Genomic DNA, 24781 nt, shown 5'->3' on the forward strand with positions numbered 1-24781 from the left:
TGGCGCAACGATCGCCGCTACGACTGGCAGAGCTATCGTCGCTCGAACCGGGCGGTCTTTCGCGGATCGCGCTACTACGCGCCGCGTGGCTGGGGCTACGGCTACCGCCGGTTCGACATCGGCATCAGCCTGTTCGCCGGGCTCTACGCGTCGAACTACTGGATCAACGATCCCTGGTATTACCGCCTGCCGCCCGCTTATGGCAGCTACCGGTGGGTGCGCTACTATGACGACGCGCTCCTGGTGGATGTGAGGTCGGGCTATGTCGTGGACGTCATCTACGATTTCTTCTGGTGACATAGACCGCGATCAGGCGACGGTGCTGGCCCAGACGGGCCGCGCCGTCGCCGATCGGCTGCGGGAGAACCCGGCGGTTATCGCCATCCCGCATGACGGCATCGAGATGTTCGTCGTGCCCGACTTCATCTCCCCGGCAGAATGCGCCGCGTTGATCGAGAAGATCGACGCAGTTTGCCAGCCCTCCACGCTCCTGTCCGGCGGCACCCTGGCCGACGATGTCGGCTTCCGCACCAGCCACAGCGCCAATCTCGACCGGTTCGATCCGCTTGTGGAGGCGATCGACACCCGGATCCTGGCGCTCACCGGCCTGCGGGAGCGGCAGGGCGAGACGATCCAGGGCCAGCGCTATCGGCAGGGACAGCTGTTCAAGCCGCATTATGACTGGTTCGGCACCGACCAGCCTTATTGGCCGAAGGAAGCGGCGGCCGGCGGGCAGCGCAGCTGGACCACCATGGCCTATCTCAACAGGCCCCAGGCAGGCGGCGCGACCCGCTTCACATCCGCCGGGTTCCAGGTGGAGCCGCTGCCCGGATTGCTCCTTCTTTGGAACAACATGACCGTCGACGGCCTGCCGAACCCGGCCGTTATGCACGAAGGTTCACCCGTCGAGGCGGGAACCAAATACATCTTTACCAAATGGTTCCGTCGAGGCGATTGGTATTGAGGAAGCTTTCGGGAAGCTGACAACCGCATTCCCGCATCGTTCAGAGCGAATCGCGCAGAAGAGCGTTCATGGAGCCGCCGGATATTCGGCAGGTCCAACGAGAGGAGCTTTTCTATGCGCAAGCTTATCATCACTGGCCTGATGCTGGCCACTGCGCTTCCCGGTGTCGCCCAGGCGCAGACCGCCCGAGAGGTGCGCGAGGATGCCCGCGACCTGCGCGATGCGCGTCGTGACCTGCAGGATGCACGCCGTTACGGCGACCGTGACGACCGCCGCGATGCGCGTCGCGACGTCCGCGATGCCCGCCGCGACTAACGCGAGGAGCTGCGTGACTATCGCCAGCGCAACCGGCAGCTCTATCGCCAGGGCGCCTATGTCGGCCCGCGCGGCTATCGCTACGTCCCGGCCAATGTCGGCGGCACGCTGAACCGCTCGCTCTATGCCCGCAACTACTACGTCGCGAACCCGACCCGCTACCGGCTGCCGCCGGTCGCCCGCAACCAGCAGTGGGTGCGCCACGGCAACGACGTGCTGCTGGTGGATGTGCGCACCGGCCGCGTCCTCGACGTGAACCGCAATTTCTTCTGGTAACCCTTCAGTAGCGTTGCGTAAGGCCGGCTCGGGAGCATGCTGCTTCCGGGCCGGTTCCTTTTGGGGGCGGCCTGCTCGAACTCGAAAGCCGGTCCATGCGTCGTCTCTCCGCTGCCGCCTGCCTCCTTGCCGCCGTCGCCGCGGCGGGCCCCGCCCTGGCACAGGCGCCGGCGCGCACGCCCGCGTCCGCAGCAGCGACGCAGGACAGCGCGGCGGACGAGGCGCTGCGCGCGCTGTTCCGGCAGAGCGACGAAGACAATCTCAGGCGCAATCCGCTGTCGGCGATCTTCCGCGGCGACCTGCGCTACGCCGATCGGCTGGGCGACTACCTGACCGACGACTATTACGATGCGGAGCGGGCGGCGGCCGAGCAGAGCCTGGCCGCGCTGCAGCGGATCAACAAGGCGGCGCTGACCCCCACCAACCAGATCGCCTATGATGTCTTCGAATATCAGCAGCGCGAATCGCTCCGGCAGCTCGACCCTGCGATCCTGGCGCTCACGGCAGTGCGGCCGGTGGATCATTTTTCCGGCTTCCAGACCTTCTACCCCAGCTTCGCCTCGGGCCAGGGCGCCGCGCCGTTCCGGACCGTCCTCGACTATGAGAACAACATCAAGCGCCATGCCGACTATGTGCGGCTGACCGACCGGTCGATCGCCCGGCTGCGCGAGGGGATGGCGAGCGGGGTGACGCAGCCCAAGCTGATCGTCCGCAACACGATCGAGCAGCTCGACCAGCTGATCGCGCAGGACACGCAGGCGTCGACCTTCTACGGCCCGGTGCGCGACTTTCCGGACAGCATCCCCGCGGGCGAGCGTGAGCGGCTGCGCGCCGAGACGGTCCGCGCGATCGAACAGATCAACGCTGCCCACACGCGGCTGCGCGACTTCCTGCGCGACACCTATCTGCCCGCCGCGCGCGACACGGTGGGCCTCGGCGGCATGCCCGGCGGCGACCGGCTGTACGCGGCGCTGATCGAGCAGAACACGACGCTGCCGCTCGATGCCGCGACCATCCACGCGCAGGGCCTGGCGGAGGTCGCCCGGATCCGCGGCCAGATGGAGGCGATCCAGCGCGAGCTTGGCTTCCAGGGGACGCTGGCCCAGTTCTTCGAGCATCTCCGCACCGACCCTGCCTACCGCCCCGCGTCCGCGCAGGCGCTGATCGACGGGTTCCAGGCGATCGGCCGGCGCGTGGATGCGCGCGTGGGCGAACAGTTCTCCACCATTCCGCAAACCCCGCTCGAAATCCGGCCGGTCGAGGCCTATCGGGAGCGCGGGGCCGCCGCCGGCAGCTATCAGGACGGCGTGTGGGATCCTGCCGATCCCGCCAAGAACCGGCCGGGCGTCTTTTACTTCAACACCTATGATCTCCCGTCGCGCAACACCTACGGCATGGAAACGCTCTACCTGCACGAAGCCGTGCCGGGGCATCACTTCCAGATCAGCCTGGCGCAGGAGAACACGGCGCTGCCCGCCTTCATGCGCTACGGCGGCAACACCGCCTTTGTGGAGGGCTGGGCGCTCTACGCCGAAACCCTGTGGCAGGAACTCGGCATGGAGCAGGAGCCGCTGCAGCGCTTCGGCGGCCTTGATGACGAGATGCTGCGCGCGATGCGTCTGGTGGTGGACACCGGCATCCATGCCTATGGCTGGGACCGTGACCGCGCGATCGCCTACATGCTCGAAAACTCGTCCATGGGCCGCACGGACGCGACCATCGAGGTCGATCGCTACATCGCGATCCCGGGTCAGGCCCTGGCCTACAAGACCGGGCAGCTGACGATCAGCCGGCTGAAGGCCGAGGCGCAGCAGGCCCTTGGCGATCGCTTCGATCCGCGCGCATTCCACGCGGAGGTGCTGATGACGGGCGCCTTGCCGCTTCCCGTGCTGGAGCAGAAGATCGACGGCTGGGTGGCGAACAGCCGCCGCTGATGGCGGTCGCGCTCAGTCGCCCGCCCCGCTCCCCAGCGCCTCGGCGATCAGCCGCCGGCTGTTGGCGATGCCGTAAAGCCGCACGAAACTGCCCATCCGCGGCCCCTGGCTGCTGCCGAGCAGCGTCTCGTAGAGCGCCTTGAACCAGTCGCGCAGGCCCTCCTTGCCGAAGTGCGCCTTGCCGATCTCGTACACCTCGTCCTGGATCGCCTCGGCCGTGGCATCGTCGGGCATCAGGGCAAGCTTCTCGTCGAACGCGCGCAGCGCCGCCGCCTCGCGCGCGTCGGGCGCGCGCCGCTGCAGCGTCGGCGCGACCAGGTCGCGGTGGATGGCGATTGCATGGCCGACCAGCCGGTCGAGATCGGGATCGGTGTCGGCGCGCGCGTCCGTGTAATTGGCGAGATAGCCCCACACCTGGTCCGGCGTCGCGCCCGCCCCCAGCACGCCCACAAGGTTCAGCAGCAGCGAGAACGGCACCGCCAGCTGCCCCGGCGGAACGGCGCCCGCATGGACGTGGTGCACCGGATTGCCCAGCCGCTGCTCCACCGGCTGATCGTGCCAGTTGGCCCGGAACTGCCAGTAATCGTCGATCGCGCGGGGGATCAGCCCGACATGCAGCGACTTCGCCTTCTTCGGCTCGCGGTAGATGTAGAAGGCGAGGCTCTCCTCGGGCCCGTAGCGCAGCCACTCGTCCAGCGAGAGGCCGTTGCCCTTGGACTTCGAGATCTTCTCGCCCTTCTCGTCGAGGAACATCTCGTAATTGAAACCTTCGGGCGGCCGGGCACCCAGCACGCGCGCGATCTTGCCCGACTGCACGACCGAATCGATCAGGTCCTTGCCCGCCATCTCGTAATCGACGCCGAGCGCGGCCCAGCGCATCGCCCAGTCGACCTTCCACTGCAGCTTCGCCAGCCCGCCGAGCGCGGACTGCTCGACCCGCTGCCCGTCGTCCTCGAAGGCGATGATGCCCGCGTCGGCGTCGATCACCTCGACCGGCACCTGCAGCACGACGCCTGATGTGGGGCTGACCGGCAGGATCGGGGAATAGGTCCGGCGCCGCTCCTCGCGCAGGGTCGGCAGCATCACGGCCATGATCGCGTCGAAGTTGCGCAAGACGCCTTTCAGCGCCTCGTCGAACCGGCCGGAGCGGTAGCATTCGGTCGCCGACAGGAATTCATAGTCGAAGCCGAAGCGGTCCAGGAAGGCGCGCAGCATCGCATTGTTGTGCGCGGCGAAGCTGTCATGCGTGCCGAACGGATCGGGGATCGCCGTCAGCGGCCGGCCGAGATGAGCCGCCAGCATGTCGCCGTTGGGCACATTGTCCGGAACCTTGCGCAGCCCGTCCATGTCATCCGAAAATGCGATCAGCCGGGTCGGCTGGTCGCTTAACACCTCGAACGCGCGGCGCACCATGGTGGTGCGCAGAACCTCGTTGAAGGTTCCGATGTGCGGCAGGCCGGACGGGCCATAGCCGGTCTCGAACAGGATGGGCGCGCCGCCGGGCTTTCCGTCCGGATAGCGGGCAAGCAGCTTGCGCGCTTCCTCGAACGGCCATGCCTTGGACTGGAGCGCCGCTTGGCGCAGATCGTCGGTCATGCGCGTCGTCTAGCGCGGTGGGCGCGGCGCGCAACGCCGCGTGTTGCCATGCAACAAAGTAGGCCGCTTCTGCGTCTTGCGGCGATGATCGTGACCCCGTCGCCGCGGCTAAAGCGGATCGTCCTTGATGTCTGGAAGCCGCTGCTCGCGCTCGGCATCTGGGACGTCCTCGTGACGGTGACCTATTTCGTCTTCCCGTTCACAGCGCCGTCGCTGCCGCTCACGCTGTTCGGCACGGCGTTGGCGCTGTTCTTGGGCTTCCGCGACAACAGCGCCTATCAGCGCTGGTGGGAAGGCCGGATCCTGTGGGGATCGATGATCAACGCGTCGCGCAACGTGGCGCGGGGTGCGGGCGCCTTTTTGGCGGAAGAGGATGGTCAGGAGGTGCTGGACCTGCGCCGGTCCATCACACTGCGCCAGATCGCCTATGTGCACGCGCTGCGGTGCCAGCTCCGCCGGCAGGACCCCTCGGCCGAGGTGCGCCGCTTCCTGTCGGACGACGAGGCGGCCGAGCCCCTGGGGCGCCGCAACCCGGCCAACGGTCTTCTCGACGGCACAGCCGGGCGGATCGAGCATGCCATGCGCAAAGGATGGATCGACACGATCCAGCAGACGCAGCTTGAACGCATCCTGGTCGACATCGCCAACGCGCAGGGCGGCATGGAGCGGTTGAAGAACACGCCCCTGCCGAACCAGTACCGTTTCTTCCCGACCTTCTTCACCCGGCTGTTCTGCGTGCTGCTTCCGATCGGGCTCGTCGAGACGCTGGGCATCGCGACGCCGATCGGGTCCACCATCGCCGGGCTGATGTTCCTGGCCGTCCTGCAGATCGGCGAGGACCTGGTGGATCCGTTCGCCGACACGATCCACGACGTCCCGATGACCGCCATGTGCCGCACGATCGAGATCGACCTGCTCGAGGCGCTGGGCGATCCCGCCCCGGAACCGCTGCAGCCCACAGACGGCGTGCTCTGGTAGCACGTTCACTTTCCGTTCGGGCGCTGCCGCGCTAAACCCTGCCGCGGTGCTTCCCTACCCTGCCCTTCATGCCAGCCATGCCGGCATCTGGATCGCGCGTCCGGGTGAGCCGGCCCGCGCCGTTGAGCGCGGAACGGCCGTGGGCCTTACCGCGGAAACGCCGACCATTCTTTTGAACGCGCCGCTCACCGGCGACAGGCTCGGCTATCCAGATCTGTCCGGGCTCGATCTGCTTGAGCTGTTCGCCTTCGTGCACCCCGCCCGCTTCGCCGTGCCGACGCCCGCAGGCATCGCGCGCGCGCTCGGCCTGCAGCCGCCCGCGGACGAAGCCGGCGTTCCGGCGCTGCTGATCGCCGCAGCGGCGGCGCTGGTGGAGCGGATGCGCGACGCCGACTGGGCGGAACGGCACGGCGCCTGGGACAGTGTGCAGGCGCTCACCCGCGCGCGGTGGCCCTGGGCGCCGGCCGTGGGCGTGTCGCTCAACCGGCCGGAGCGGCCGGAGCGCGGCCTCTTCCAGCGCCTGCCGGAATGGGAGGAAGGGCAGCCCCGCGATCCGCCGCGCCCGATCGCCATCGAACCCGAAGAAACGATCGGGCGGCTGGCCCGCCTGACCGGCGGCCAGGCCGAACAGCGCGCCGGGCAACGGGATTATGCCGCCGCCGCCGCCCAGGCATTCGCCCCGCGGGCTCGCGTCGACACGCCACGCCTCGTGCTGGCGGAGGCAGGCACGGGCATCGGCAAGACGCTCGGCTATCTCGCGCCTGCCAGCCTGTGGGCGGAGCGGGCGGGCGGTGCCGTGTGGGTGTCTACCTATACCAAGGCGCTGCAGCGTCAGCTTGACCGCGAAGGGGAACGGCTGTTTCCCGATCCGGCGGCAAGGCGGCGGCGCATGGTGATCCGCAAGGGTCGCGAGAACTATCTCTGCCTCCTGAACCTGGAGGATGCGATGCAGGGCGGCTTTGCCGGCCGGGCGGCCGTGCTCGCGCAGCTGGTGGCGCGCTGGGCCGCATATTCGCGCGACGGCGACATGGTGGGCGGCGACCTGCCGGGCTGGTTGCCGTCGCTGTTCCGCAGGAACGGGTCCACCGCGCTCACCGACCGCCGGGGCGAGTGCGTGTTTGCCGGCTGCCCGCACTATCGCCGCTGCTTCGTGGAGCGCGCGGTGCGGGCCAGCGCGGACGCCAGCATCGTGGTCGCCAACCACGCCCTGGTGCTGGTCAACGCGGCCCGCGGCCGTGATGCGGGCGGTCCCACGCGGCTGGTGTTCGACGAAGGACATCATCTGTTCGAGGCGGCCGATTCGACCTTCGCCGCCGCGCTGACCGGTGCGGAGCTGATCGAGCTTAGGCGCTGGGTGGTGGGACCGGAAGGGCGGTCGCGCGGCCGGCGGCGGGGCCTGTCCGCCCGCCTGCTCGACGTCGCGTCGCAGGATGAGATCGGCGGCGATGCGATTGCCCGCGCGATCGAGGCGGCGGGTCTGCTGCCGGCCGACGGCTGGCTCGGGCGATTGATCGAGGCCCAGCCGTTCGGTCCGCTCGAAACGCTCCTCGCGGAGGTGCGGGGCACCGTTTACGCCCGGGCCGAAGGCGAGGATGCCGGCTATGGTCTGGAAACGGAGCTTGCCCAGCTGCCGGCCGGGTTGGTCGATGCCGCGGGACCGGCCGCGGCCGCGCTGGGGGCGCTCCATCAGCCGCTTCTTCAGCTTGCGCAGCGGCTGGAGGCGCTGCTGGAGGAGGGACCCGACTGGATCGACACGCCGGCGCGCGCCCGGATCGAGGGGGCGGTCTCGGCTCTCGGCTGGCGCACCGCGACACTTGCGGCTTGGACAGCCCTGCTGGCGCGGGTCGGCGGCCCGGCCGACCCCGACTTCGTGGACTGGCTGGCCGTTGCGCGCATCGATGCACGCGACCTCGATGTCGGTCTCCATCGCCACTGGCTGGACCCGACCCGCCCGCTTGCCGAGCTGGTGCTGAAGCCCGCGCACGGCGTGCTGGTCACCTCCGCCACGCTCCGCGGCGGCGGCGATGGCTGGCAGGCGGCCGAAGCGCGCAGCGGATCGCTGCACCTGCCCGCTCCGCCGACGCTGTTCGAGGCGCCCAGCCCGTTCGACTATGCCGCGCAGGCGGAAGTGCTGATCGTCACCGACGTGAAGCGCGGCGACCTGGCCGCGCTCGCCGGCGCCTATGCGCGCCTGATCGTCGCGGCCGGCGGCGGAACCCTCGGCCTGTTCACCGCCATCCGCCGGCTGCGCTCCGTCCACGCTCGGATCGCGGACCGGCTCGCTCGCGACGGCCTCCCGCTCTACGCCCAGCATGTCGATCCGATCGACACGGGGACGCTTGTCGACATCTTCCGCGACGATTCGCGCGCCAGCCTGCTCGGCACCGATGCGCTGCGCGACGGCGTGGACGTGCCCGGTCATTCGCTGCGCCAGGTGGTGATGGAGGCGGTGCCCTGGTCACGGCCCAGCGTCCTTCATGCCGCGCGACGCGCAGCGAGCGGTGATGCCGCCGCTTATGACGACCGCCTCATCCGCGCGCGGCTGGCGCAAGCCTTTGGACGGCTGATCCGGCGCGCCGACGATCGCGGCACCTTCGTGATCCTGTCGCCGGCGATGCCGTCCCGCCTGCTGACGGCGTTCCCCGCCGACACCCCGGTCAGCCGCGTGACGCTCGACGAGGCGGCGGAGCGGGTTCGTCAGCGCCTTTCGCCGCCGCCCGACATGGTGCAAGGGGGATCGACGCCCGCGCCGGTGGAGCCCCGATGAAGACGCTGATCCTCCTCCGCCATGCAAAGTCCGGCTGGGACGACGGCATTGCGCGCGATTTCGACCGTCCTCTGAACGGCAAGGGCGAACGCGCGGCCCGTACCGTTGGCCGCCGCCTGCGGGAGGATGGGCTGACCTTCGATCAGGTTGTCGCATCGTCCGCCGTTCGGGTGCGGGAGACGCTGGCGCAGCTCTGGCTCGGCTACGGCACGACGCCGGACGTCACCTTCGACACGGGGCTCTACCTGGCGACGGTGGACGGGTTGCTCGACAGGGTCCAGCAGACCGAGGACTCGGTCGATCGCCTGCTCTTGGTCGGTCACAATCCGGGCCTGGAGGACCTGGTGCTGACGCTGGTGCCCGATCACCCGGACGACCGGCTGCGCGACGACGTGGAAGAGAAGTTCCCGACCGCCAGCGTGGCCGTGCTGGCGCTCGCCATCGACAGCTGGACTGCGGCGAAGCCCGGTGCGGGCAAGCTCGAGCGCTTCATCCGCCCCCGCGATCTGGACCCTGCACTGGGCCCCGACCGCGGCTGAGGCTCAGCCGTCCGCCTGAAGTGCTGCGGCCAGCCGATCGCGGATCCGCTTCAGGTCGGTCAAGAGGGCGTCGTTCGCGCCCGCGTCCTCCGCCGGACTTTCGGCCGAAGGCGCCGGCGTCGCGGTACCGGACAGCAGCTGCTGCACCCCCTTCACCGTATAGCCTTCGCGGTTCAGGAGCGTGTTGATGCGGGTGGCCAGGGCCACGTCCGCCGGCCGGTAATAACGGCGCCGGCCGGAGCGCTGCAGCGGGCGCAGCTGCGGGAAGCGCGTTTCCCAGTAGCGAAGGACATGGTGGGCGACGCCCAGCCGATCCGCCAGCTCGCCGATGGTGAGGAACGCGTCCTCACCCTTCTCGCCCTGGCGATCGTCCGTCATCCGCGCGCCGGCCTCAGCCCTGGTTGGTGATGCGGTCGCGCAGCATCTGGCTGGCGCGGAAGGTCAGGACGCGGCGCGGCGCGATCGGCACCTCCACCCCCGTCTTCGGATTGCGGCCGACCCGCTCGCCCTTGTCGCGCAGGATGAAGCTCCCGAAGCCGGAGATCTTCACATTCTCGCCGTCCGAGAGGGCCCCGCACAGCTTGGCCAGGATCTGCTCGACCATGGACGCCGACTCGGCACGCGACAGCCCGACCTCGCGGTGCAGCGACTCGGCAAGCTCCGCCCGCGTGAGCGTCGCGACGTCAGCCATGATCTTCCCCCCAGAACCTAGTGTAAAACGACCATATCATAGCAGCCTGGCCGCTCTGCTCACAAGCGCACGACGGCAGCGCCCCATGTGAATCCGCCGCCCATCGCCTCGAGCACCAGCAGCTGCCCCGGCTTGATGCGCCCATCGCGCACGGCCACGTCGAGCGCCAGCGGCACGGACGCCGCCGAGGTGTTCGCGTGGATGTCGACCGTGGTCACGACCCGCTCGGGATCGAGCCCCAGCTTGCGGGCGGTGGCGTCCAGGATTCGGGCGTTCGCCTGGTGCGGGACGACCCAGTCGACCTCGCTGCTGTCATGCCCGGCGACCGCCAAGGCTTCCTGCATCACGGCGGCCAGGTTCACCACCGCGTGGCGGAACACCTCCCGGCCCTTCATGCGCAGCTTGCCGACCGTGCCCGTCGTGGACGGCCCGCCGTCGACATAAAGCAGGCCGTTGTGCCGACCATCGGCATGAAGGCGCGTGGCAAGGATGCCGCGGTCGGCCTGATCAGTCGCCTGCAGCACCACCGCGCCCGCGCCGTCGCCGAACAGCACGCAGGTGGTGCGGTCCTCCCAATCCAGGATCCGGCTGAAGGTCTCGGCGCCGATCACCAGCGCCGTGTCGGCGGTGCCCGCGCGGATCATGCTTTCCGCGACGGACAGCGCGTAGAGGAAGCCGGAACAGACCGCCGCGACATCGAACGCGACGCAGTCGGCGATGCCGAGCTTTTCCTGGACGATCGTCGCCGTCGACGGGAATGTCTGGTCGGGGGTCGCCGTCGCCAGCACGATCAGGCCGACCTCCGACGCGTCGATGCCCGCCGCCTCCAGCGCGCGGCGCGACGCATCGGTCGCCAGCGTCGCCGTGGTTTCGCCGTCACCCGCGATGTGGCGGAAGCGGATGCCGGTCCGCTCGACGATCCACTCGTCGGAGGTGTCGACCTGCTCTGCAAGCTCGGCATTGGCAACTCGGCGCACGGGCAGGGCCGCGCCCGTCCCGGTGATGGCGGCCCGCCGCGTCACTTGGCCAGGCCCTCGCCGTGGCCGATCGCACCCAGGTCGGCGGTGATCCGCTCGGTGATGCCGTCGCGCGCCAGCTTCGCCGCGACCGAGATCGCATTGGCCACGCCGCCGATGTCGGCACCGCCGTGGCTCTTCACGATGATGCCGTTCAGGCCCAGGAAAACCGCGCCATTGTGGTTGTTCGGATCGAGGTGCGTCTTCAGCATGTGAAAGGCCGGCCGTGACAGCAGGAAACCGGCTTTCGACCGGAACGAGCTGGTGAAGGCGCGGCGCAGCAGGTCGGTGATGAACCGGGCGGTGCCCTCAACCGACTTCAGCGCGATGTTGCCGGTAAAGCCGTCCGACACGATCACGTCGGCCTCGCCCCGGCCGAGCCGGTCGGCCTCGATGAACCCTTCGAACCGCAGCGGAAGGTGTGGCGACGCGCGCAGCGTGTCGGCTGCCTCGCGCACCTCGTCGGTTCCCTTCAGCTCCTCGACGCCGATGTTGAGCAGCCGCACGCGCGGCGTATCCACGCCCAGCACGATGCGGGAATAGGCGGCGCCCATGACGGCGAACTGCACCAGGTTATCGGCATCGCACTCGGTGTTCGCGCCGAGATCGAGCATGACGAGGTCATTGTCGCCAAGGGTGGGCAGCGTCGCCGCCAGTGCCGGGCGGGCGATCCCCTTCATGGTGCGCAGCGACAGCTTCGCCATCGCCATCAGCGCACCCGTGTTGCCCGCCGACACCGCCGCCGCCGCCTCGCGCGACTTCACGGCGCTGATCACCAGCCCCATCGACGTCGTCTTGGCGCGGCGAATGGCAAGCGTCGGCTTTTCGGTCGACGCGATCGTCTCCGGCGCGTGACGCACGTCGGCTGCGGCCGCAAGCGCGGCATGCCGCTGAAGCTCGGCATGGATGCCGGCCTCGTCACCGATCAGAAGTAAGCGCAGGGTCGGATCGGCCGCGAGCGCCGCGGCCGCGCCGCCGATCATCACCGGCAACCCGCCGTCGCCGCCCATCGCATCGATCGCGATCCGCGACGTTGTGCTCACCGCCACCGGTCCTTCAGGTGAAGCGGTCGTCAGGCCTCGACCGAGACGATCTCACGGCCGTTATAATGGCCGCAAGCGGTGCACAGGTTGTGCGGACGCTTCAGTTCGCCGCAATTCGGGCACTCCTGAAACGCCTGCGGCGCGAGCGCGTCGTGGCTGCGGCGCATGTTGCGCTTCGAGGGTGACGTTTTTCTCTTCGGCACTGCCATGGCGGCACCCGTTCCAATCCAGATGATGTGTTCGGCGACCGGTGCCGGTAAGGAACACGGCACCAAGGGCCGCGGACCTGGGGCGGCCGTTCGCAAGCGAGCCGCCGCCTATAGCGATTCCCGATCAGGTTGCAAGCGCGCGTCACCCGCGACCGCCTGCAGTTCGCCTCATGCTACCCGGCAAGCACATGATCCGCCACGAAACCGTTGGTGCGCCGTTCGTGCCCGAAGGTGGATGTGGGGCCATGGCCGGGGATAAATACGGTGTCGTCGCCCAGCGGCCACAGCACCTCGGTCACCGACCGGATCAGCGCCTGGTGATCCGACAGGGGAAAGTCGGTTCGGCCGACGGAACCGGCGAACAGCACATCCCCCACCAGCGCCAGCGCGGATGCCGGATGGTGGAATGTGACGTGCCCCGGCGTGTGTCCCGGGGTGAAATAAACGTCCAGCGTCAGATCGCCGACGGTGACGCTGTCGCCGCCCTTTAGCCAGCGATTCGGCTCGAACGGCGCGGCATCGGGCATGCCATAGGCGCGGCCGTCCTCGCCCAGCCGCGCGATCCAGAACCGGTCCGCCTCGTGCGGACCCTCGATCGGCACGCCCAGCTCGGCGGCGAGCAGGCCGGCTTCCCCGCAATGATCGATATGGCCGTGGGTCAGCAGGATCTTCTCGACCGACACTCCCGCCTGCGTCACCGCCTCACGGATGCGCGGCCGGTCGCCGCCCGGATCGACCAGCGCCGCCCGCATCGTCGCCGTGCACCAGATGAGCGAGCAGTTCTGCTGGAGCGGCGTCACCGGAATGATCGCGGCGCGAAGAGGCGGCTGTGTGGTCATGCCCCCGACCTGCGCGGTCCGGCGCCCCGACGCAAGTGAGACAGACGATCCGCGCAGTCGGCCTGGATCGAGTAAGGCGTATCAGCAACGTTCGAGATTTGGACAGGTGAGCACGGCGCCTGTTGCTGTTCATCGATCCGAAGGCTGGCTGTGATCCCGAGACAACATGGGGCGCCAACGAACGCCCAGGCTGATCACCAGCGGCCAGAACAGGGTGTTTCCTATGTCAGCGAGCGTGTCTGCCCATCGAAGCCCATAGACAAGATAGTCCATGAACTCGTTGCCGAGTTCCGCGGCGAGAACCCACCAGAATGGGAAGAAACTTCCGAGCGATCGCCGGCTGACGAGCCGGACAAGCAATAGGATCGCGAGCCCGGCATGGATGTGCAGAATGGCATCCGGGAGGCCGGTGCCATCCCCGATCCACAAGATCAGACGATGGTAGAGGGCCGGGATCTGCCAGCCAGAGCCAAGCTCCTCCGGCGAAGAGGGGACCGACGCAGTTATCTGGCTTCTCCAACTAAGAGGCAAAGATGGGCAGTCGGTGTTGAACGCAGGCCGAAATCCGTCTGCCAGAAGGTCAGGTGGAAGCACGCGCTGCCCACGACCCCGCCGATAGGAAGCGAGGGATCAAGTCAACGCTTCAGATGAGCTGTCGGAGGCAGCTCAGGCCAATCCGTGCTCGGGCATTCGTGTCGGGTTGGGCGGTTTCATAGTTCTGACGTGCTACGGCAGCTTCATCAGGGGACAGGCCTTCGGTCGCGCGGCGCCGATAGAGGGCCTGCGCTTGCGCGTAGACCCGCTCTTGCTCGGCGGACAGCAGCCCGCTCGATCGGAGGCGCGTTCCGAGCGCGTCGAGGCCGAACTCGCATGCCAGGGCCTGATCCTGCGCCGTGCCGGCCTGAGGCGCGCTAGCGCTGCTGAGAGACAGCTTCTGTGCTGTTGCCCGATCCTGCGCACTGAAGATCTTTGCGGGCGCGCGATCGGCTGGCTGCTCGCCTGACGGCGGTGGCGAACAGGATGCAAGGGAAGCCGATGCCACAAGCATATACGAGACAGAGCGGTGCATTACGGGCCTCATTACGATGGCGGAACCATGGAGCCGGCCTAGAAGCGCCCGATCCGCAGGTCTGTCTTCGCCACTGAGCTACGGATCAAGCATCTAGAGCCGTGGCGCACAAGCTTGCGGATGACGCTTGCCTGATCGGGATGCAATTCGGAGGCGGCAGCTTAGCGCTGTTGCGGCGTTCTCGCGGCGCGTTGCCGGTCTGAGGCTTCTTCGAACGGATCCGTCACGTTGCTGCGCGAATCATAGTTCCTATCCACCCGGTTGCGGATGCGGTTCTCCAAACGGTTTTGGATTCGCGCTTCGATGCGCTTCATCGGCTCAATCCGCAACGCCTCGGACAGATCCTCGGGATTTTGTCGTAAGCCGGCTTCTCCGGCCACACTGCTCGGGTTTCGGGTGAGAACTGGCGACGGGCCAGTTTCCTGATCTGGTTGATCGACCGTCTGCGCTTCGGCAAGGCTCGACGCGGCGATCGAAGCGAGAAGCAAGTAGAACAGGCGCAGGCACATTGTTCTGCTATACGCGGAGAGACTGAGATTGCTTTTCATGGCGCCGGTCGGATCTGCGCCTCCAAAATGCGGCCCGTTGTACCGCCCACCTGAGTTGACGCTCTCGTAATGAGCGCAAGAGTCTGCATGGGACAATCTGCTGGAACGACAAAGCGGCCGTTGAAACGCGCCTCACTGTCTGGGGAGTTCGTCATCACCACGCGCCCGAGCTCGCGCCCGTCCGCGCAAGTGATGAGCCAATATGGACGGGCAGTCAGTTGCTGGTCGATCTCTGCGCTTCGTCCCGAGAGCGAATAGCGGCCTGGAGGCAGCAGCTGCCGTTGCGACAGAACAGGGCCGCCGACCGCCGCGGGTGCGGAGAAACTGACGAAACCGCCATCTTCTTCAGCTTGGATCGACGCGAATGCCCCGTCCTGCTGCACAGGCACCCAGTCAAACCCGGAGGGCCGTTCCAACCTTGTCGTGAAACGGGGATCTCGCGAGAACCGCTTGTTCGCTGCCGCATTGTACCGTCGATATAACGTCCAACTCGCATCGAGCGCTCCGGCGGAGACCAGGCGGTCCACGAGGCCGGCCCTCACAGAAGGTGGTATCGCGACACCTGCGCGGGCAAGCCGACCATAAAAGGCGGCGACGTCGACCGGGTCGCCCGTGTAAGAAACACTCTCGACGAACGAATCCAACCAATTCGGCCGCTGTGACAAAGTACGGGATAGGTATTCTTGGATCCGCGGATCAGCGATTGCGGTACTTAGAACAGGGAAGAGCAGCTCCGGCGCCTGTCGAGATGTCCTGAGAGCGACATCATAATGACTCAAGGCCGCCGCCAGGTCTCCCCGTCCAACGGCATCTTCGATCAACCAAAGGCGAGTCCGCAAGTCTCGCCTCGAGAGTCGATCAGAGAAGGAGAAGTAGGATCTCGCTTCCGCTTCATCTTTGTCGAGCGCGGCTATGACGCCTCTGACCGATACAGCGGCGACAGCCGTCGGGTCACGCAGCAATGCCGCCGCGGCGAGGCGATCAGCTTGGTCACGGCTGCTTGGCGCGCCGCTGTCGGCGAGTTCGGCTGCGAAGCTTGCCTCAACCCTCGCGTCCCAGGGAGCCAGAGCATAGGCCGTATCCGGAAGCCGGGATCGTATCGCCAAGGCCAGCGACTGCGTCACCGACACATAGCACAACCAGAAGGTCGCCAGAGCCAGGGCCGATCGCAGCGCCCACTCCGCCGGCGAGCGACGACTTGTCCCGGCCCGCCGCCCCCGCTGCCTAGACATCAGGTGCGCGCGGCCTTCTTGGCATCGGCTGCCGCGTCACGGCCGTAACCATAGCCGTAATCATACCCATAGCCGAAGTGAGCCTTCTTCGGCTCGAACTTCGTCAGCACGCCGCCGATGACGTAGGCGTTGGCACTGGCCAGTCGACCTAGAGCCGTCTTCACGAGGCTCGATCGGATACCGTGCGACTCGACCGCATAGATCACACCTTCAACGCGGCTCGCGATCAGCGGAGCGTCAGCCAGTCCGAGCACAGGAGGGCTATCGATGACGACATTGTCATACGTCTCGAGCAGCCGAGTAATCAGCAATTGCAGGCGATTGCCGGTCAGAAGCTCGGCGGCATTCGGCGGGATCGGGCCCGCTGACATGGCAGTGAAGCCCAGATCGGTCATCGGGAAGGTCAGCCCCTCGATCGAGTCTTCACCAGCCAGGAAGTTGCTCAAGCCTCGCTCGTGCCCCACATTTCCCAGGTGATGGACGGACGGTGACCGCATGTCGCCATCCACCAGGATGACCTTTCGCCCAGCGCGCGACAGGGTCGTGGCGAGCGACAGGGAGGTGGTCGACTTGCCTTCCGCCGGACGGGTCGACGTGACCGCGAAGGACCTCGGCACCCCGTGTTCAGTCGTGAAGGCGAGATTGGTCTGAACGGCCAAGTACGCATCGACGAGTTCGGATTTCCGATCCAGCAGAGCGTCGCGCGGAGTCTGCCCCTCGACCTTGGGCACCGTTCCAAGCAGTGGAAGTCCCAGGCGTCGCTCGACCTCGGCAGGATCGGCAATCGCCTCATCGATCTGCTCGAGCGCAAACGCCAGCCCCGCACCGAGTCCAAGACCCGCAAGGATTGCGATGGCGAGGTTGAGAAGCAGGCGCGGACTGGAGGGCCTTTGCGGAACGTCGGCCTGATCGACGATCGAAACGTTGTTGACGCCTACACCTCCAGCAATCCCGATCTCCCTGTAGCGCTGCAGCAAGCCTTCGTAGAGGGTGCGATTGGTATCAACTTCCTGTTGGAAGATGTTGTACTGGATGGACCGGCGGCGAAGATCCAAATAGTCGGCCTTCAAGCTTTCCACGCGGTTCCGCAATCCACGCTCACGCTGAAGAGCGCTGCGATAGTCGCCCTGCAACGAACCAGACACGCGCCGTTCCTCAGCGGCGATGCTGCGGTCGAGCTGCTCGATCTGCGATTGGATTTGCCGTGCCGCCGGATAGCCCGGTTCGAATTGCGTCATTAACCGTTGATAGTCTGCCGCGTATTCTGCACGTCGCTGACGGAGCGCATTGATGGCCTGATTTCGGAGGGCCTCAGCCGAAGCTCGGCGCCCGCCCTCGCGGAAGCGCGCTTCCGCCGCGATGCGATCCGCAGTTGCCTCTCCGAGCGCAGCATTCAAAGAGGCAAGATCGTCGGCAACGATCGACCGCTCAGTAGACGAGCCTTCACCCGAGGACTGTGCAGGTAAGTTTATGATCTCCTGCTGCGACGCATAGGTGACAAGCTGGCGCTGACTTTCGTCTAGCAGCTCCTTTTGTTGCGCGAGTTGCCGCTCTAGCAAGTTGCGCCCGTAAGAGGTGGCTTGCACCTTTCGTTCAAGATTAGTCTGGATGAAGTTTTCCGACCAAGCGTTTGCAACTCGGGCGGAAAAGGCGGCATCCGGACTGGTGAAGCCGATGTCGACCAAACGGGAAAGTCGTGTCGGAGAGATGCTTAGATTTTCACGAAGGATCTCACCCGCCGCACGCTGTCGTTCCGCCCGCCCCGCAGCAGCGTAACGTCCATTACTTAGCTCAAATGCAGGAGTGTCTGACGTGACTCCGAACATCTGGAAAAAATCCGGATCATCGATCAGCCTTAGCTGAACGGCCACGCGCTCAGACAAAGCGCGCGATCGCAGCAATCCATATTGTGTTTGATAGAACTCTTGATCGGCGATGCCGGTTTCGCGCTCCACTCCCTCAAAGTTCGTGACCTGACTAGCCTCTCGCGAAATCTCAATCGTGCTGACCGCCGTGTACTTCGGCGTCATAAGCAATGTGATTATCAAGCCCGCGACAACGCAAGCCGCCAATGCGGCTACGATGACGTAGCGCCACCGCATCGCAATCCGAAGATATTGCCGGATCAGCGGGATCTCTTCGGCTTGAACAGCCGAAATCCGCTTCGCACCCGCAGGATCCTGGTTCGCTGGATTGAAGTTCCCGCGCAAATTCGGGGTCACGAGGTTCATAGAAAACTGCCCTACTGCAGGAACGCGATGAGAGGCGCCGCAAGAACCGGCGAAACAGCCACGAGGTCTCGGAAGAGGCGGCGCTGGGGAGAGTCGCCGACCACGATGACATCATTGGCGTAGACGGGCGGGTCATCGTAGGCGCCGCGGCGAATGGCGGCGACGTTGTAAAGGCCGGCCATACGACGCCCCTCCACGCTCCGCAGGATCACCACATCGTCCTGCCTTGCAAATTCGGAGAACCCCCGCGCGGAGGCGATGACGCGCATCAGCGTCATCTGGTTGGTCACAGGATAGAGCCCCGGTTCGGTCACCTGACCATCGATGGTCACAACCTGGCTGACGGAGCTCCGGATGTTCACGATCACCTGAGGATCCCGCACGAAGCGAGCGCGCAGTGCCTCTTCGACGCGCAGGGCTAGCTCGCCAGCCGTCAGGCCGTTCGCATCGATCGTGCCTGCGAGCGGCATCGCGATGCGGCCACTCGCGTCCACCTGCATTTCGCGGCTGAGGTCCGGAACGTTAAAGACATCGACCTGGATCGTGTCGAGCGGACCAATCAGTGCCGGACGATCCGCGGCCAGCAGATCCTGCCGGTTAGGCGGCGGCAAAACAGCAGCGCCGTCCACAACCGTCAGCCGCGGTGTCGAGGTTATCGGCTCGCGCCCCGCGCAGCCGGAAAGCGCCGCAGCCGCAAGAAAAACAAGGGAAAGTTTCAGCATGCGCCGCTTGGTTCCGCCGGTCAGGAAAAATCTTGCCGCCTATAGGGGCTGCCTTCACGCGGGTAAAGCTGGGCGGCCCGACCGGCTCGAGCCTCCGTTCAGCCACACCGCTGCAATCGCGACGATCGCCATGATCATCGGAGTGCGCGCCGGGTAATCGACCAGGCTGGCAAGGAAGATGAGGAGCAGCACCGAAGACCCCAGTTTCGCGGTCGCATGCTCCGACCGCCCTCCCGCACGCCATGCCCGCACACTGGCCAGCAGCCACCACCCCAGCGCGACCAGAAGCAGCACCATGCCCGCCAGGCCGCCTTCGAGAGCGACCTCCAGAAAATCATTATGCGCATGATTAAGGTACAGGGTCTGGAGAAGCTCCAGAGGCTCGCGGATACGGAAAACCGGGTCGAAACTTCCAAACCCGGAACCGGCAGGAAAGTAGATCCAAAGAGCGTCGATGACGGTCGGGAGTCCGCGTGCTCGCAGGTCGTCGCTGGCGTCGATCGACAGAGCACGATCGATCGCGTCCGCGCGACCGGCGGAGAGGGAAACGAACACAAGCGAGATGATCAGGGCTCCAATCGCGACCAGCAGAGCCGGAAACGCCCATTTGGGTGCGCGGCGCAGGTCGTCGCGCAGTCGGCGGCGAACGATGAGCAGGCCGAGAACGACGCCGACCACTCCGAGAAGGAGGCCCGCTCGAGACCCGCTGGCAAGGATCATCAAGACCAAGACCAGGATCATACCGAGTGCGGCTGCGCCTCGCCATCGCGCCCGCGTTTGGCCGCCAAACGCCCACACCGGCGCAACAACGCACCCGATCGCCAGAAACAATGCGAAATGATTTCGGTTGGCCAAGCTACCGCTTACCTGACCGTTTCCATCGTTGATGAGCGGATTGTCAAAATCGATCCCAGAGAACTGAACGACGCCAAGAAGCATCGACATCAGGATGACGACCAACACCATCAGCGGAACAAGCGCGCGATCCTCAGCCGGCATCCAGGCCAACAGGATTAGGACCGCGGCGGGCACAACAAGCGAGGCGGCAGCGTTGACGGCGCCGTCCGGTACGATCGCCAATGGGCGCCATATATCTGCCGGGAGAACGTCCGCCTGAGCGAAAAGCTCGCGGCCCGGCAGGCTCTGCCACAGACCGGGCGGAAGCGGCACCAGCTGGACGATCAACAGCAGGAGCGCGGCGGCCAGAATGAAGATGGCGGGACGGGTATCGTCTAGCCTGATCGGGCGCGGAGCGAGGAAAGCCGTGGCGACGATCGCCAGGAACGCCGCACATCGTGTGATCGCTTGGCCCATCGCGTCCGCCCGTGACGCGCCGCCCGCCATCCAGAGCACCGCAAACAAAGTGGCGAGGATGAGGAACGAGGCTCCGGGCCGCCGCAGGAGCGTGCCGCGTCTATGGTCTGGCATGTGGTCGCATTAAGGCGTCGCCGCCGAAAACGGAACCGCCGATCTGGACGAACCGTCCCAACGGTTCATCGACTCCGACCCTCTGCCCTCGGAAGGATTTGCAACGCGCTCCACACTGTCGCTGCTGCCCGCACGGCACGAAGGCTTAATGCCGGCCTGATCACTGGACGGCGCAAGCAAACGACCACCGATCGGCAACCAGCCGTCACTCTCGCGAATGCCGGCTGTCAACTATTCCGCAGTCGGCGACGCCCCGGGCGCGACGTGCATGTCTGGGTTCGCGGTTCCCAGCAGATTGGTCTGCCAGAAGATCAGCGAGGTCCAGAACTGGTAATCCTGGTTCTCCTTGCGGGCGAAGCCATGGCCTTCGTTCTGGCCAAGCAGGTGCCAGGCCTGGCCGCCGTTGCGGCGGACCGCCTGGACGATCTGGTCCGCCTCCGACGCAGGAACGCGCGGGTCGTTCGCGCCCGTCACCACCATCAGCGGCACGCGCAGCTCGGAAACGCGAGTCAGCGGGCTGATCTCGGCAAGCTTGGCGCGCTGCTCGGGCACCCGCTCGTCGCCATATTCCACCCGGCGAAGGTCACGGCGATAGCTCTGCGTGTTCTCCAGGAACGTGTTGAAGTCGGAGATCGCGACGATGCAGTTCGCGCCGCGCAAACGGTCGCCGTACCGGATCGCCGAGGCATAGCACATGTAGCCACCGTATGAGCCGCCCGTCACCGCGATGCGGGTCGGGTCGATGGCGGGGTCGCCGCCGAGCCGGTCGAGAAAGGCGCCGATGTCCTTGACCGAGTCCTCGCGGCGGAACGGTCCGTTGTCGAGCGCGACGAAGCGCTTGCCGTATCCGGTCGACCCGCGGACGTTCGGGTAGAAGATCGCGATGCCCAGTTCGTTCAGCAGGTAATTGCTGCGGCCAAGAAAACCCGGCCGGCTCTGCCCTTCGGGTCCGCCATGGATGTTGACGATGAGCGGGCGCCGCCCCGGAAAGCGCGCCGCATCCGGGCGGTAGAGGAAGCCGGAGACCGGCTCCCCGTCGAAGCTGCGCACCTCCACCAGCTCCGGCTCGACATTGCGGGTGGCATCAAGGCCGCCCGTCTCGCTCTCCGTCCACCGGGTCACCTGCAGCGTCTCGGGATCCACCGAATAGGCGTCGGACGGCGAGGTCGCAGACGACAGGGTGAAGCCGATCGTGCCCCATGGCGCGAACTCCGCGCCGCCGATCACGCCCGCCGGCAGCGGCACGTCGCGCACGGCCCGGTTCCGGTCGGCCAGGTCCATGATCCGCATCTTGGACGCGCCGGCCTCGTTGACGATGTAGACGAGCCGCCGGCCGTCTTCCGAGATGTCGAAGCTGTCGACGTCCCAGCGCTCCTCCCGGCTCACGGGGGTGAAGCGACCGGTGGCCACGTCCAGCGTGCCCAGCCGCTGGAAGTCCGATCCCTGGTCGCTGACCGTCCACACCGTGCCGTCGGGCGCATAGCGCGCCCCGCCCCAGGCGATCTCCTCGTCGGGTGTGATCGGCCGCATCCGGCCACTGGCGACATCGAGCGCATGGAGGCGCGACCGGGTAAGGACTTGTATTCGCCGACGATCGCGGTGCGCCCGTCGGGCGAGAAGTCCGCCACGCCCCAGCCGCCGCCGGACACCTCGGCCACCAGCCGCGTCGTCGACGGATCGCGCGGATCCATCATGTAGATGTCGCTGTCCGTCCCGTTCCGCTTGTTGGAGGTGAAGGCGACCTGCCGGCCGTCCTGCGTCCAGGCATTCAGGTTGTTGCGGCTCTGCCCGTCGGTCAGCAGCGTCAGCCGCCCGTCCTTGAGCGTGTAGAGCTGGTCGAACTCGCTGCCGCCGACATCCATCGCCACCACCAGCACGTCGCCCGTGCGGCGCGCATAGCTGCCCCCGGCAATCGGCTCCGCCTCGAAGCTGATCTGCCGGCGGTCGGCACCGGGCGCGCGCACCTTGTGGAGCTGGGCGGTGTCGCCGAAGCGCGTTGCGATCAGCATCGACCGGTCGTTGCGATCCCAGCCGGAGAAGCCGGCGGTGCGGAACTCCATGTAGGGCCGGGTGGCGGTGGCGAGCGCCTGCGGCACCTCGGGAACGCCGTCGGAGACGAGGGCGGCCGGCCGGGGCACGACTGCCGCCGCCGCGCTGGCCGCTGCGGGTGCGGGCGCGGGCGCGCTGCCCTGCGGCGCCTGCGCCCACGCGGCACCGGTCAACAGCACCAGCATTCCGAACGATCCCGCCACCCGCATGCCCGTGCTCCCCATCAACCAGCTGGCGAAGGCTAGTCCGGGTCCGGACGCCCGGCAAGCTGCGCTTGATCGACAGGCAACGCCGCCGGTCGGGGCCGACGGCAGCCGTCGAGCCGCACCATCCCTCCATCGGAAGCATGCTGCGGACGCCTCAGGGGAGCGATAGCGCCTTTGCAACGGCGAGCGAACCGAACCCGCCAACGCCGTCCCTTCTCAACGCAACTTTAATCCAGGGAGCCGTCGAATGCGTCTTCGATCGATAATACTCGCCGCGGCGGTTCTCTCCGCCACGCCGACCATGTTGTTGGCCCAGAGCGCTGAGGGCGCAGAGCCGGCACCTGCTGGCGCTGTCGGCGGAACAGCGGATGGCGCCGCGGCCTGCCCGCTCCAAAGCAACCAGGCACCACCATCCGCGCCCCGGCGTCGTCGCGGGCTCGGCGGGCTGCTCCGTGCCGTCGGATCGTCCGGTGCGCTGGCGTTCGTTCCGGGCCTTGGCATGGCCGGGCAAGTCGCAAACCTGGCCGCCGGCACAGCGGCGCAGCTCTCCGCCGAGGATCAGCAGGGCGCGGCGGCAGCGGAGCAGGCGCGGCAATCCGGCGACGCCGTCCGCCTCGCCGCCTGCCAGGCTCAGGCGGCCGCTGCGGTGGCGAACTGAGCCTGCCTGCTCAGCATTCCACAACGTTGACGGCCAGGCCGCCCAGCGCGGTCTCCTTGTACTTCGCGGACATGTCGAGCCCGGTGCGGCGCATCGTTTCGATCACCTGATCCAGACTGACGCGGTGCGTGCCGTCGCCAAGCAGCGCGAGCCGGGCCGCCTCGATCGCCTTGATCGATCCCACGGCATTCCGCTCGATGCAGGGAACCTGGACGAGCCCGGCGACGGGATCGCAGGTGAGGCCGAGATTATGCTCCATGCCGATCTCCGCCGCATTCTCGACCTGCCCCGGCGTTCCGCCGAGTGCGGCCGCCAGCCCCGCCGCCGCCATCGAGCAGGCGACGCCGACTTCGCCCTGGCAGCCGACCTCCGCGCCGGAGATCGACGCGTTCTCCTTGAACAGCGAGCCGATCGCCGCCGCCGTCAGCAGGAAGGTCTCGACGCCCGCCTCGTTCGCGCCTGGCGCGAAGCGCTGGTAGTAGCGCAGCACCGCCGGCACGATGCCGGCCGCCCCGTTGGTGGGCGCCGTGACGACCCGGCCCCCGGCGGCATTCTCCTCGTTCACGGCCAGCGCCCACAGGTTCACCCAGTCGATCACCGTCAGCGGGTCGGCGAGCGCGCGTTCCTGCCGTTCGATCAGCGTGCGCAGCACGCCGGGCGCGCGACGCCGAACCCCCAGCCCGCCGGGCAGGATGCCGCCTTCCCGCACGCCGCGGTCGATGCAGGCGGACATGGCCTCGGCGATCTCGCGCAGGCGGGCGGAAACCTCATCCGGCGCCATCGCCGCTTCCTCGTTCGCGCGCATGATGGCGGCAAAGCTTTGGCCCGTGGCTGCAGCGATGCCCAGCAGCGCATCGCCGGAGGAAAAGGCGAACGGCACGTCCCATCCGCCCTCGGGCGCCATGTTGCGCCCGACATCCTCTTCGTCGAGGACGGCACCACCCCCGATGGAGTAGGCGGTCCGCACCAGAAGCACGGCACCGGCCTCGTCGAACGCGGTGAAGCGCATCGCGTTGGAATGGAAGTCGAGCCGTTCCTTTTGGAGGAAGAGCAGGTCGGTCGCCTCGGCATGGCGGATCGTCCGGACCCCGCCCAGCACCAGCTCTCCGGTGGCCCTGATCCGCCCGACGATCTGGTCGGCGTCGTCGGGATCGATCGACGCCGGCCGCTGCCCGGACAGGCCGAGCAGCACGGCCCGGTCGCTGGCATGTCCCTTGCCGGTCAGCGCCAGCGATCCGTAGAGCCGGGCCTCCACCCGCGCCACGCGGTCCAGCAGATCCTCAGCGATCAACCGGTCGACGAAGTCCGCGGCGGCGGTCATCGGCCCCATGGTGTGCGAACTGGACGGGCCGACCCCGATCTTGAACAGGTCGAATGTGCTGGCGACCACCGGCGATCTCTCCTTGCCGGATCATCGCAGTCCGCCCGGCTGGCCGCGCTCTAGCGTGGCGCGGCGGCGCGGCCTAGGGAT

At 67.2% G+C, this 24781-nt stretch carries 25 protein-coding genes; 9 read left to right on the top strand and 16 right to left on the bottom strand.

Features of this window, described 5'->3' with window-relative positions:
• Window positions 1-186: 186 nt before the first annotated feature.
• From GGR88_RS15630 to GGR88_RS11850, 5 genes are all read left to right on the top strand, one after another.
• Window positions 187-297 carry an RcnB family protein gene (locus GGR88_RS15630; RefSeq protein WP_342449817.1) on the top strand — a complete coding sequence of 37 codons (111 nt, stop codon included), beginning with the start codon at window positions 187-189 and terminating at the stop codon, window positions 295-297.
• 22 nt (window positions 298-319) lie between these two features.
• On the top strand, window positions 320-964 hold the full coding sequence (locus GGR88_RS11840; protein ID WP_342449794.1) for a 2OG-Fe(II) oxygenase: 645 nt from the start codon (window positions 320-322) through the stop codon (window positions 962-964).
• 114 nt (window positions 965-1078) lie between these two features.
• Window positions 1079-1279, top strand: coding sequence for a hypothetical protein (locus GGR88_RS15685; RefSeq protein ID WP_425338485.1), 201 nt, complete (start codon window positions 1079-1081; stop codon window positions 1277-1279).
• Window positions 1280-1387: 108 nt separating this feature from the next.
• Window positions 1388-1555: an RcnB family protein gene (locus GGR88_RS15690; RefSeq protein ID WP_425338494.1), complete on the top strand. Its 168-nt coding sequence runs from the start codon at window positions 1388-1390 to the stop codon at window positions 1553-1555.
• 95 nt (window positions 1556-1650) lie between these two features.
• Entirely contained in the window at window positions 1651-3489 is a 1839-nt protein-coding gene (locus tag GGR88_RS11850) for a DUF885 domain-containing protein (protein ID WP_167955239.1), read from the top strand.
• A 12-nt stretch (window positions 3490-3501) separates the two neighbouring features.
• Here the strand turns inward: GGR88_RS11850 and GGR88_RS11855 are convergent, their stop codons facing one another.
• Window positions 3502-5085: a lysine--tRNA ligase gene (locus tag GGR88_RS11855; RefSeq protein WP_167955241.1), complete on the bottom strand. Its 1584-nt coding sequence runs from the start codon at window positions 5083-5085 to the stop codon at window positions 3502-3504.
• A gap of 84 nt (window positions 5086-5169) precedes the next feature.
• Here GGR88_RS11855 and GGR88_RS11860 point away from each other — a divergent pair, with 84 nt between their 5' ends.
• From GGR88_RS11860 to GGR88_RS11870, 3 genes are read left to right on the top strand one after another with little or no spacing between them, the layout of a single operon-like run.
• Complete coding sequence (locus GGR88_RS11860; RefSeq protein WP_167955244.1) at window positions 5170-6063, top strand: bestrophin family protein; 894 nt, start codon at window positions 5170-5172, stop codon at window positions 6061-6063.
• Window positions 6064-6109: 46 nt separating this feature from the next.
• On the top strand, window positions 6110-8830 hold the full coding sequence (locus GGR88_RS11865) for a helicase C-terminal domain-containing protein (protein WP_167955246.1): 2721 nt from the start codon (window positions 6110-6112) through the stop codon (window positions 8828-8830).
• Window positions 8827-9369, top strand: a complete 543-nt coding sequence (locus GGR88_RS11870; protein WP_167955248.1) for a SixA phosphatase family protein — start codon at window positions 8827-8829, stop codon at window positions 9367-9369. Before GGR88_RS11865 ends, GGR88_RS11870 begins: the two co-directional genes overlap by 4 nt.
• Before the next feature lie 3 nt (window positions 9370-9372).
• Here GGR88_RS11870 and GGR88_RS11875 read toward each other — a convergent pair whose 3' ends face one another.
• The 14 genes from GGR88_RS11875 to GGR88_RS15390 all read right to left on the bottom strand — a co-directional run bounded on the left by GGR88_RS11875 (window position 9373) and on the right by GGR88_RS15390 (window position 22670).
• Window positions 9373-9747, bottom strand: a complete 375-nt coding sequence (locus GGR88_RS11875) for a MerR family transcriptional regulator (protein ID WP_167955250.1) — start codon at window positions 9745-9747, stop codon at window positions 9373-9375.
• A gap of 13 nt (window positions 9748-9760) precedes the next feature.
• Window positions 9761-10060: an integration host factor subunit alpha gene (locus GGR88_RS11880; RefSeq protein WP_167955252.1), complete on the bottom strand. Its 300-nt coding sequence runs from the start codon at window positions 10058-10060 to the stop codon at window positions 9761-9763.
• A 59-nt stretch (window positions 10061-10119) separates the two neighbouring features.
• Window positions 10120-11082 carry a beta-ketoacyl-ACP synthase 3 gene (locus GGR88_RS11885; RefSeq protein ID WP_167955254.1) on the bottom strand — a complete coding sequence of 321 codons (963 nt, stop codon included), beginning with the start codon at window positions 11080-11082 and terminating at the stop codon, window positions 10120-10122.
• On the bottom strand, window positions 11079-12119 hold the full coding sequence (gene plsX / locus GGR88_RS11890) for a phosphate acyltransferase PlsX (RefSeq protein WP_167955256.1): 1041 nt from the start codon (window positions 12117-12119) through the stop codon (window positions 11079-11081). Before plsX ends, GGR88_RS11885 begins: the two co-directional genes overlap by 4 nt.
• Before the next feature lie 29 nt (window positions 12120-12148).
• On the bottom strand, window positions 12149-12328 hold the full coding sequence (rpmF, locus tag GGR88_RS11895) for a 50S ribosomal protein L32 (RefSeq protein WP_167955258.1): 180 nt from the start codon (window positions 12326-12328) through the stop codon (window positions 12149-12151).
• A gap of 173 nt (window positions 12329-12501) precedes the next feature.
• Window positions 12502-13167 carry an MBL fold metallo-hydrolase gene (locus GGR88_RS11900; RefSeq protein ID WP_167955260.1) on the bottom strand — a complete coding sequence of 222 codons (666 nt, stop codon included), beginning with the start codon at window positions 13165-13167 and terminating at the stop codon, window positions 12502-12504.
• 643 nt (window positions 13168-13810) lie between these two features.
• Complete coding sequence (locus tag GGR88_RS11905) at window positions 13811-14236, bottom strand: hypothetical protein (protein ID WP_167955262.1); 426 nt, start codon at window positions 14234-14236, stop codon at window positions 13811-13813.
• 161 nt (window positions 14237-14397) lie between these two features.
• A complete protein-coding gene (locus GGR88_RS11910) occupies window positions 14398-14784 on the bottom strand; it encodes a hypothetical protein (RefSeq protein ID WP_167955264.1) in 387 nt (128 codons plus the stop codon).
• Window positions 14781-15908 carry a hypothetical protein gene (locus GGR88_RS11915; RefSeq protein WP_167955266.1) on the bottom strand — a complete coding sequence of 376 codons (1128 nt, stop codon included), beginning with the start codon at window positions 15906-15908 and terminating at the stop codon, window positions 14781-14783. The genes GGR88_RS11910 and GGR88_RS11915 overlap by 4 nt, the downstream gene beginning before the upstream one ends.
• Before the next feature lie 107 nt (window positions 15909-16015).
• Window positions 16016-18247, bottom strand: coding sequence for a GumC family protein (locus tag GGR88_RS11920; RefSeq protein WP_167955268.1), 2232 nt, complete (start codon window positions 18245-18247; stop codon window positions 16016-16018).
• A gap of 11 nt (window positions 18248-18258) precedes the next feature.
• Complete coding sequence (locus GGR88_RS11925; protein WP_167955270.1) at window positions 18259-18969, bottom strand: polysaccharide biosynthesis/export family protein; 711 nt, start codon at window positions 18967-18969, stop codon at window positions 18259-18261.
• Between the two features lie 54 nt (window positions 18970-19023).
• Window positions 19024-20283: an O-antigen ligase family protein gene (locus GGR88_RS11930; protein WP_167955272.1), complete on the bottom strand. Its 1260-nt coding sequence runs from the start codon at window positions 20281-20283 to the stop codon at window positions 19024-19026.
• Between the two features lie 345 nt (window positions 20284-20628).
• On the bottom strand, window positions 20629-21687 hold the full coding sequence (locus tag GGR88_RS15385; protein ID WP_342449818.1) for an alpha/beta hydrolase family protein: 1059 nt from the start codon (window positions 21685-21687) through the stop codon (window positions 20629-20631).
• 92 nt (window positions 21688-21779) lie between these two features.
• Window positions 21780-22670 carry a TolB family protein gene (locus tag GGR88_RS15390; RefSeq protein ID WP_245196901.1) on the bottom strand — a complete coding sequence of 297 codons (891 nt, stop codon included), beginning with the start codon at window positions 22668-22670 and terminating at the stop codon, window positions 21780-21782.
• A 229-nt stretch (window positions 22671-22899) separates the two neighbouring features.
• Here GGR88_RS15390 and GGR88_RS11940 point away from each other — a divergent pair, with 229 nt between their 5' ends.
• Window positions 22900-23310, top strand: a complete 411-nt coding sequence (locus GGR88_RS11940; RefSeq protein ID WP_167955274.1) for a hypothetical protein — start codon at window positions 22900-22902, stop codon at window positions 23308-23310.
• Window positions 23311-23320: 10 nt separating this feature from the next.
• Here the strand turns inward: GGR88_RS11940 and GGR88_RS11945 are convergent, their stop codons facing one another.
• Window positions 23321-24700: an L-serine ammonia-lyase gene (locus GGR88_RS11945; protein ID WP_167955276.1), complete on the bottom strand. Its 1380-nt coding sequence runs from the start codon at window positions 24698-24700 to the stop codon at window positions 23321-23323.
• Window positions 24701-24781: the final 81 nt, after the last annotated feature.

The organism is Sphingomonas jejuensis (assembly GCF_011927695.1).
GTDB classification, from domain to species: domain Bacteria; phylum Pseudomonadota; class Alphaproteobacteria; order Sphingomonadales; family Sphingomonadaceae; genus Sphingomonas_K; species Sphingomonas_K jejuensis.

What these genes read in the sequence shown, in the direction of transcription:
- GGR88_RS15685 (WP_425338485.1), top strand. Translation starts at nt 1,079, where the DNA reads ATGCGCAAGCTTATCATCACTGGCCTGATGCTGGCCACTGCGCTTCCC.
- GGR88_RS11850 (WP_167955239.1), top strand. Translation starts at nt 1,651, where the DNA reads ATGCGTCGTCTCTCCGCTGCCGCCTGCCTCCTTGCCGCCGTCGCCGCG.
- GGR88_RS11855 (WP_167955241.1), bottom strand. Translation starts at nt 5,085, where the DNA reads ATGACCGACGATCTGCGCCAAGCGGCGCTCCAGTCCAAGGCATGGCCG.
- GGR88_RS11860 (WP_167955244.1), top strand. Translation starts at nt 5,170, where the DNA reads ATGATCGTGACCCCGTCGCCGCGGCTAAAGCGGATCGTCCTTGATGTC.
- GGR88_RS11870 (WP_167955248.1), top strand. Translation starts at nt 8,827, where the DNA reads ATGAAGACGCTGATCCTCCTCCGCCATGCAAAGTCCGGCTGGGACGAC.
- GGR88_RS11875 (WP_167955250.1), bottom strand. Translation starts at nt 9,747, where the DNA reads ATGACGGACGATCGCCAGGGCGAGAAGGGTGAGGACGCGTTCCTCACC.
- GGR88_RS11880 (WP_167955252.1), bottom strand. Translation starts at nt 10,060, where the DNA reads ATGGCTGACGTCGCGACGCTCACGCGGGCGGAGCTTGCCGAGTCGCTG.
- rpmF (WP_167955258.1), bottom strand. Translation starts at nt 12,328, where the DNA reads ATGGCAGTGCCGAAGAGAAAAACGTCACCCTCGAAGCGCAACATGCGC.
- GGR88_RS11900 (WP_167955260.1), bottom strand. Translation starts at nt 13,167, where the DNA reads ATGACCACACAGCCGCCTCTTCGCGCCGCGATCATTCCGGTGACGCCG.
- GGR88_RS11905 (WP_167955262.1), bottom strand. Translation starts at nt 14,236, where the DNA reads ATGCACCGCTCTGTCTCGTATATGCTTGTGGCATCGGCTTCCCTTGCA.
- GGR88_RS11910 (WP_167955264.1), bottom strand. Translation starts at nt 14,784, where the DNA reads ATGAAAAGCAATCTCAGTCTCTCCGCGTATAGCAGAACAATGTGCCTG.
- GGR88_RS11920 (WP_167955268.1), bottom strand. Translation starts at nt 18,247, where the DNA reads ATGAACCTCGTGACCCCGAATTTGCGCGGGAACTTCAATCCAGCGAAC.
- GGR88_RS11925 (WP_167955270.1), bottom strand. Translation starts at nt 18,969, where the DNA reads ATGCTGAAACTTTCCCTTGTTTTTCTTGCGGCTGCGGCGCTTTCCGGC.
- GGR88_RS11930 (WP_167955272.1), bottom strand. Translation starts at nt 20,283, where the DNA reads ATGGGCCAAGCGATCACACGATGTGCGGCGTTCCTGGCGATCGTCGCC.
- GGR88_RS15385 (WP_342449818.1), bottom strand. Translation starts at nt 21,687, where the DNA reads ATGCGGATCATGGACCTGGCCGACCGGAACCGGGCCGTGCGCGACGTG.
- GGR88_RS15390 (WP_245196901.1), bottom strand. Translation starts at nt 22,670, where the DNA reads ATGGGGAGCACGGGCATGCGGGTGGCGGGATCGTTCGGAATGCTGGTG.
- GGR88_RS11940 (WP_167955274.1), top strand. Translation starts at nt 22,900, where the DNA reads ATGCGTCTTCGATCGATAATACTCGCCGCGGCGGTTCTCTCCGCCACG.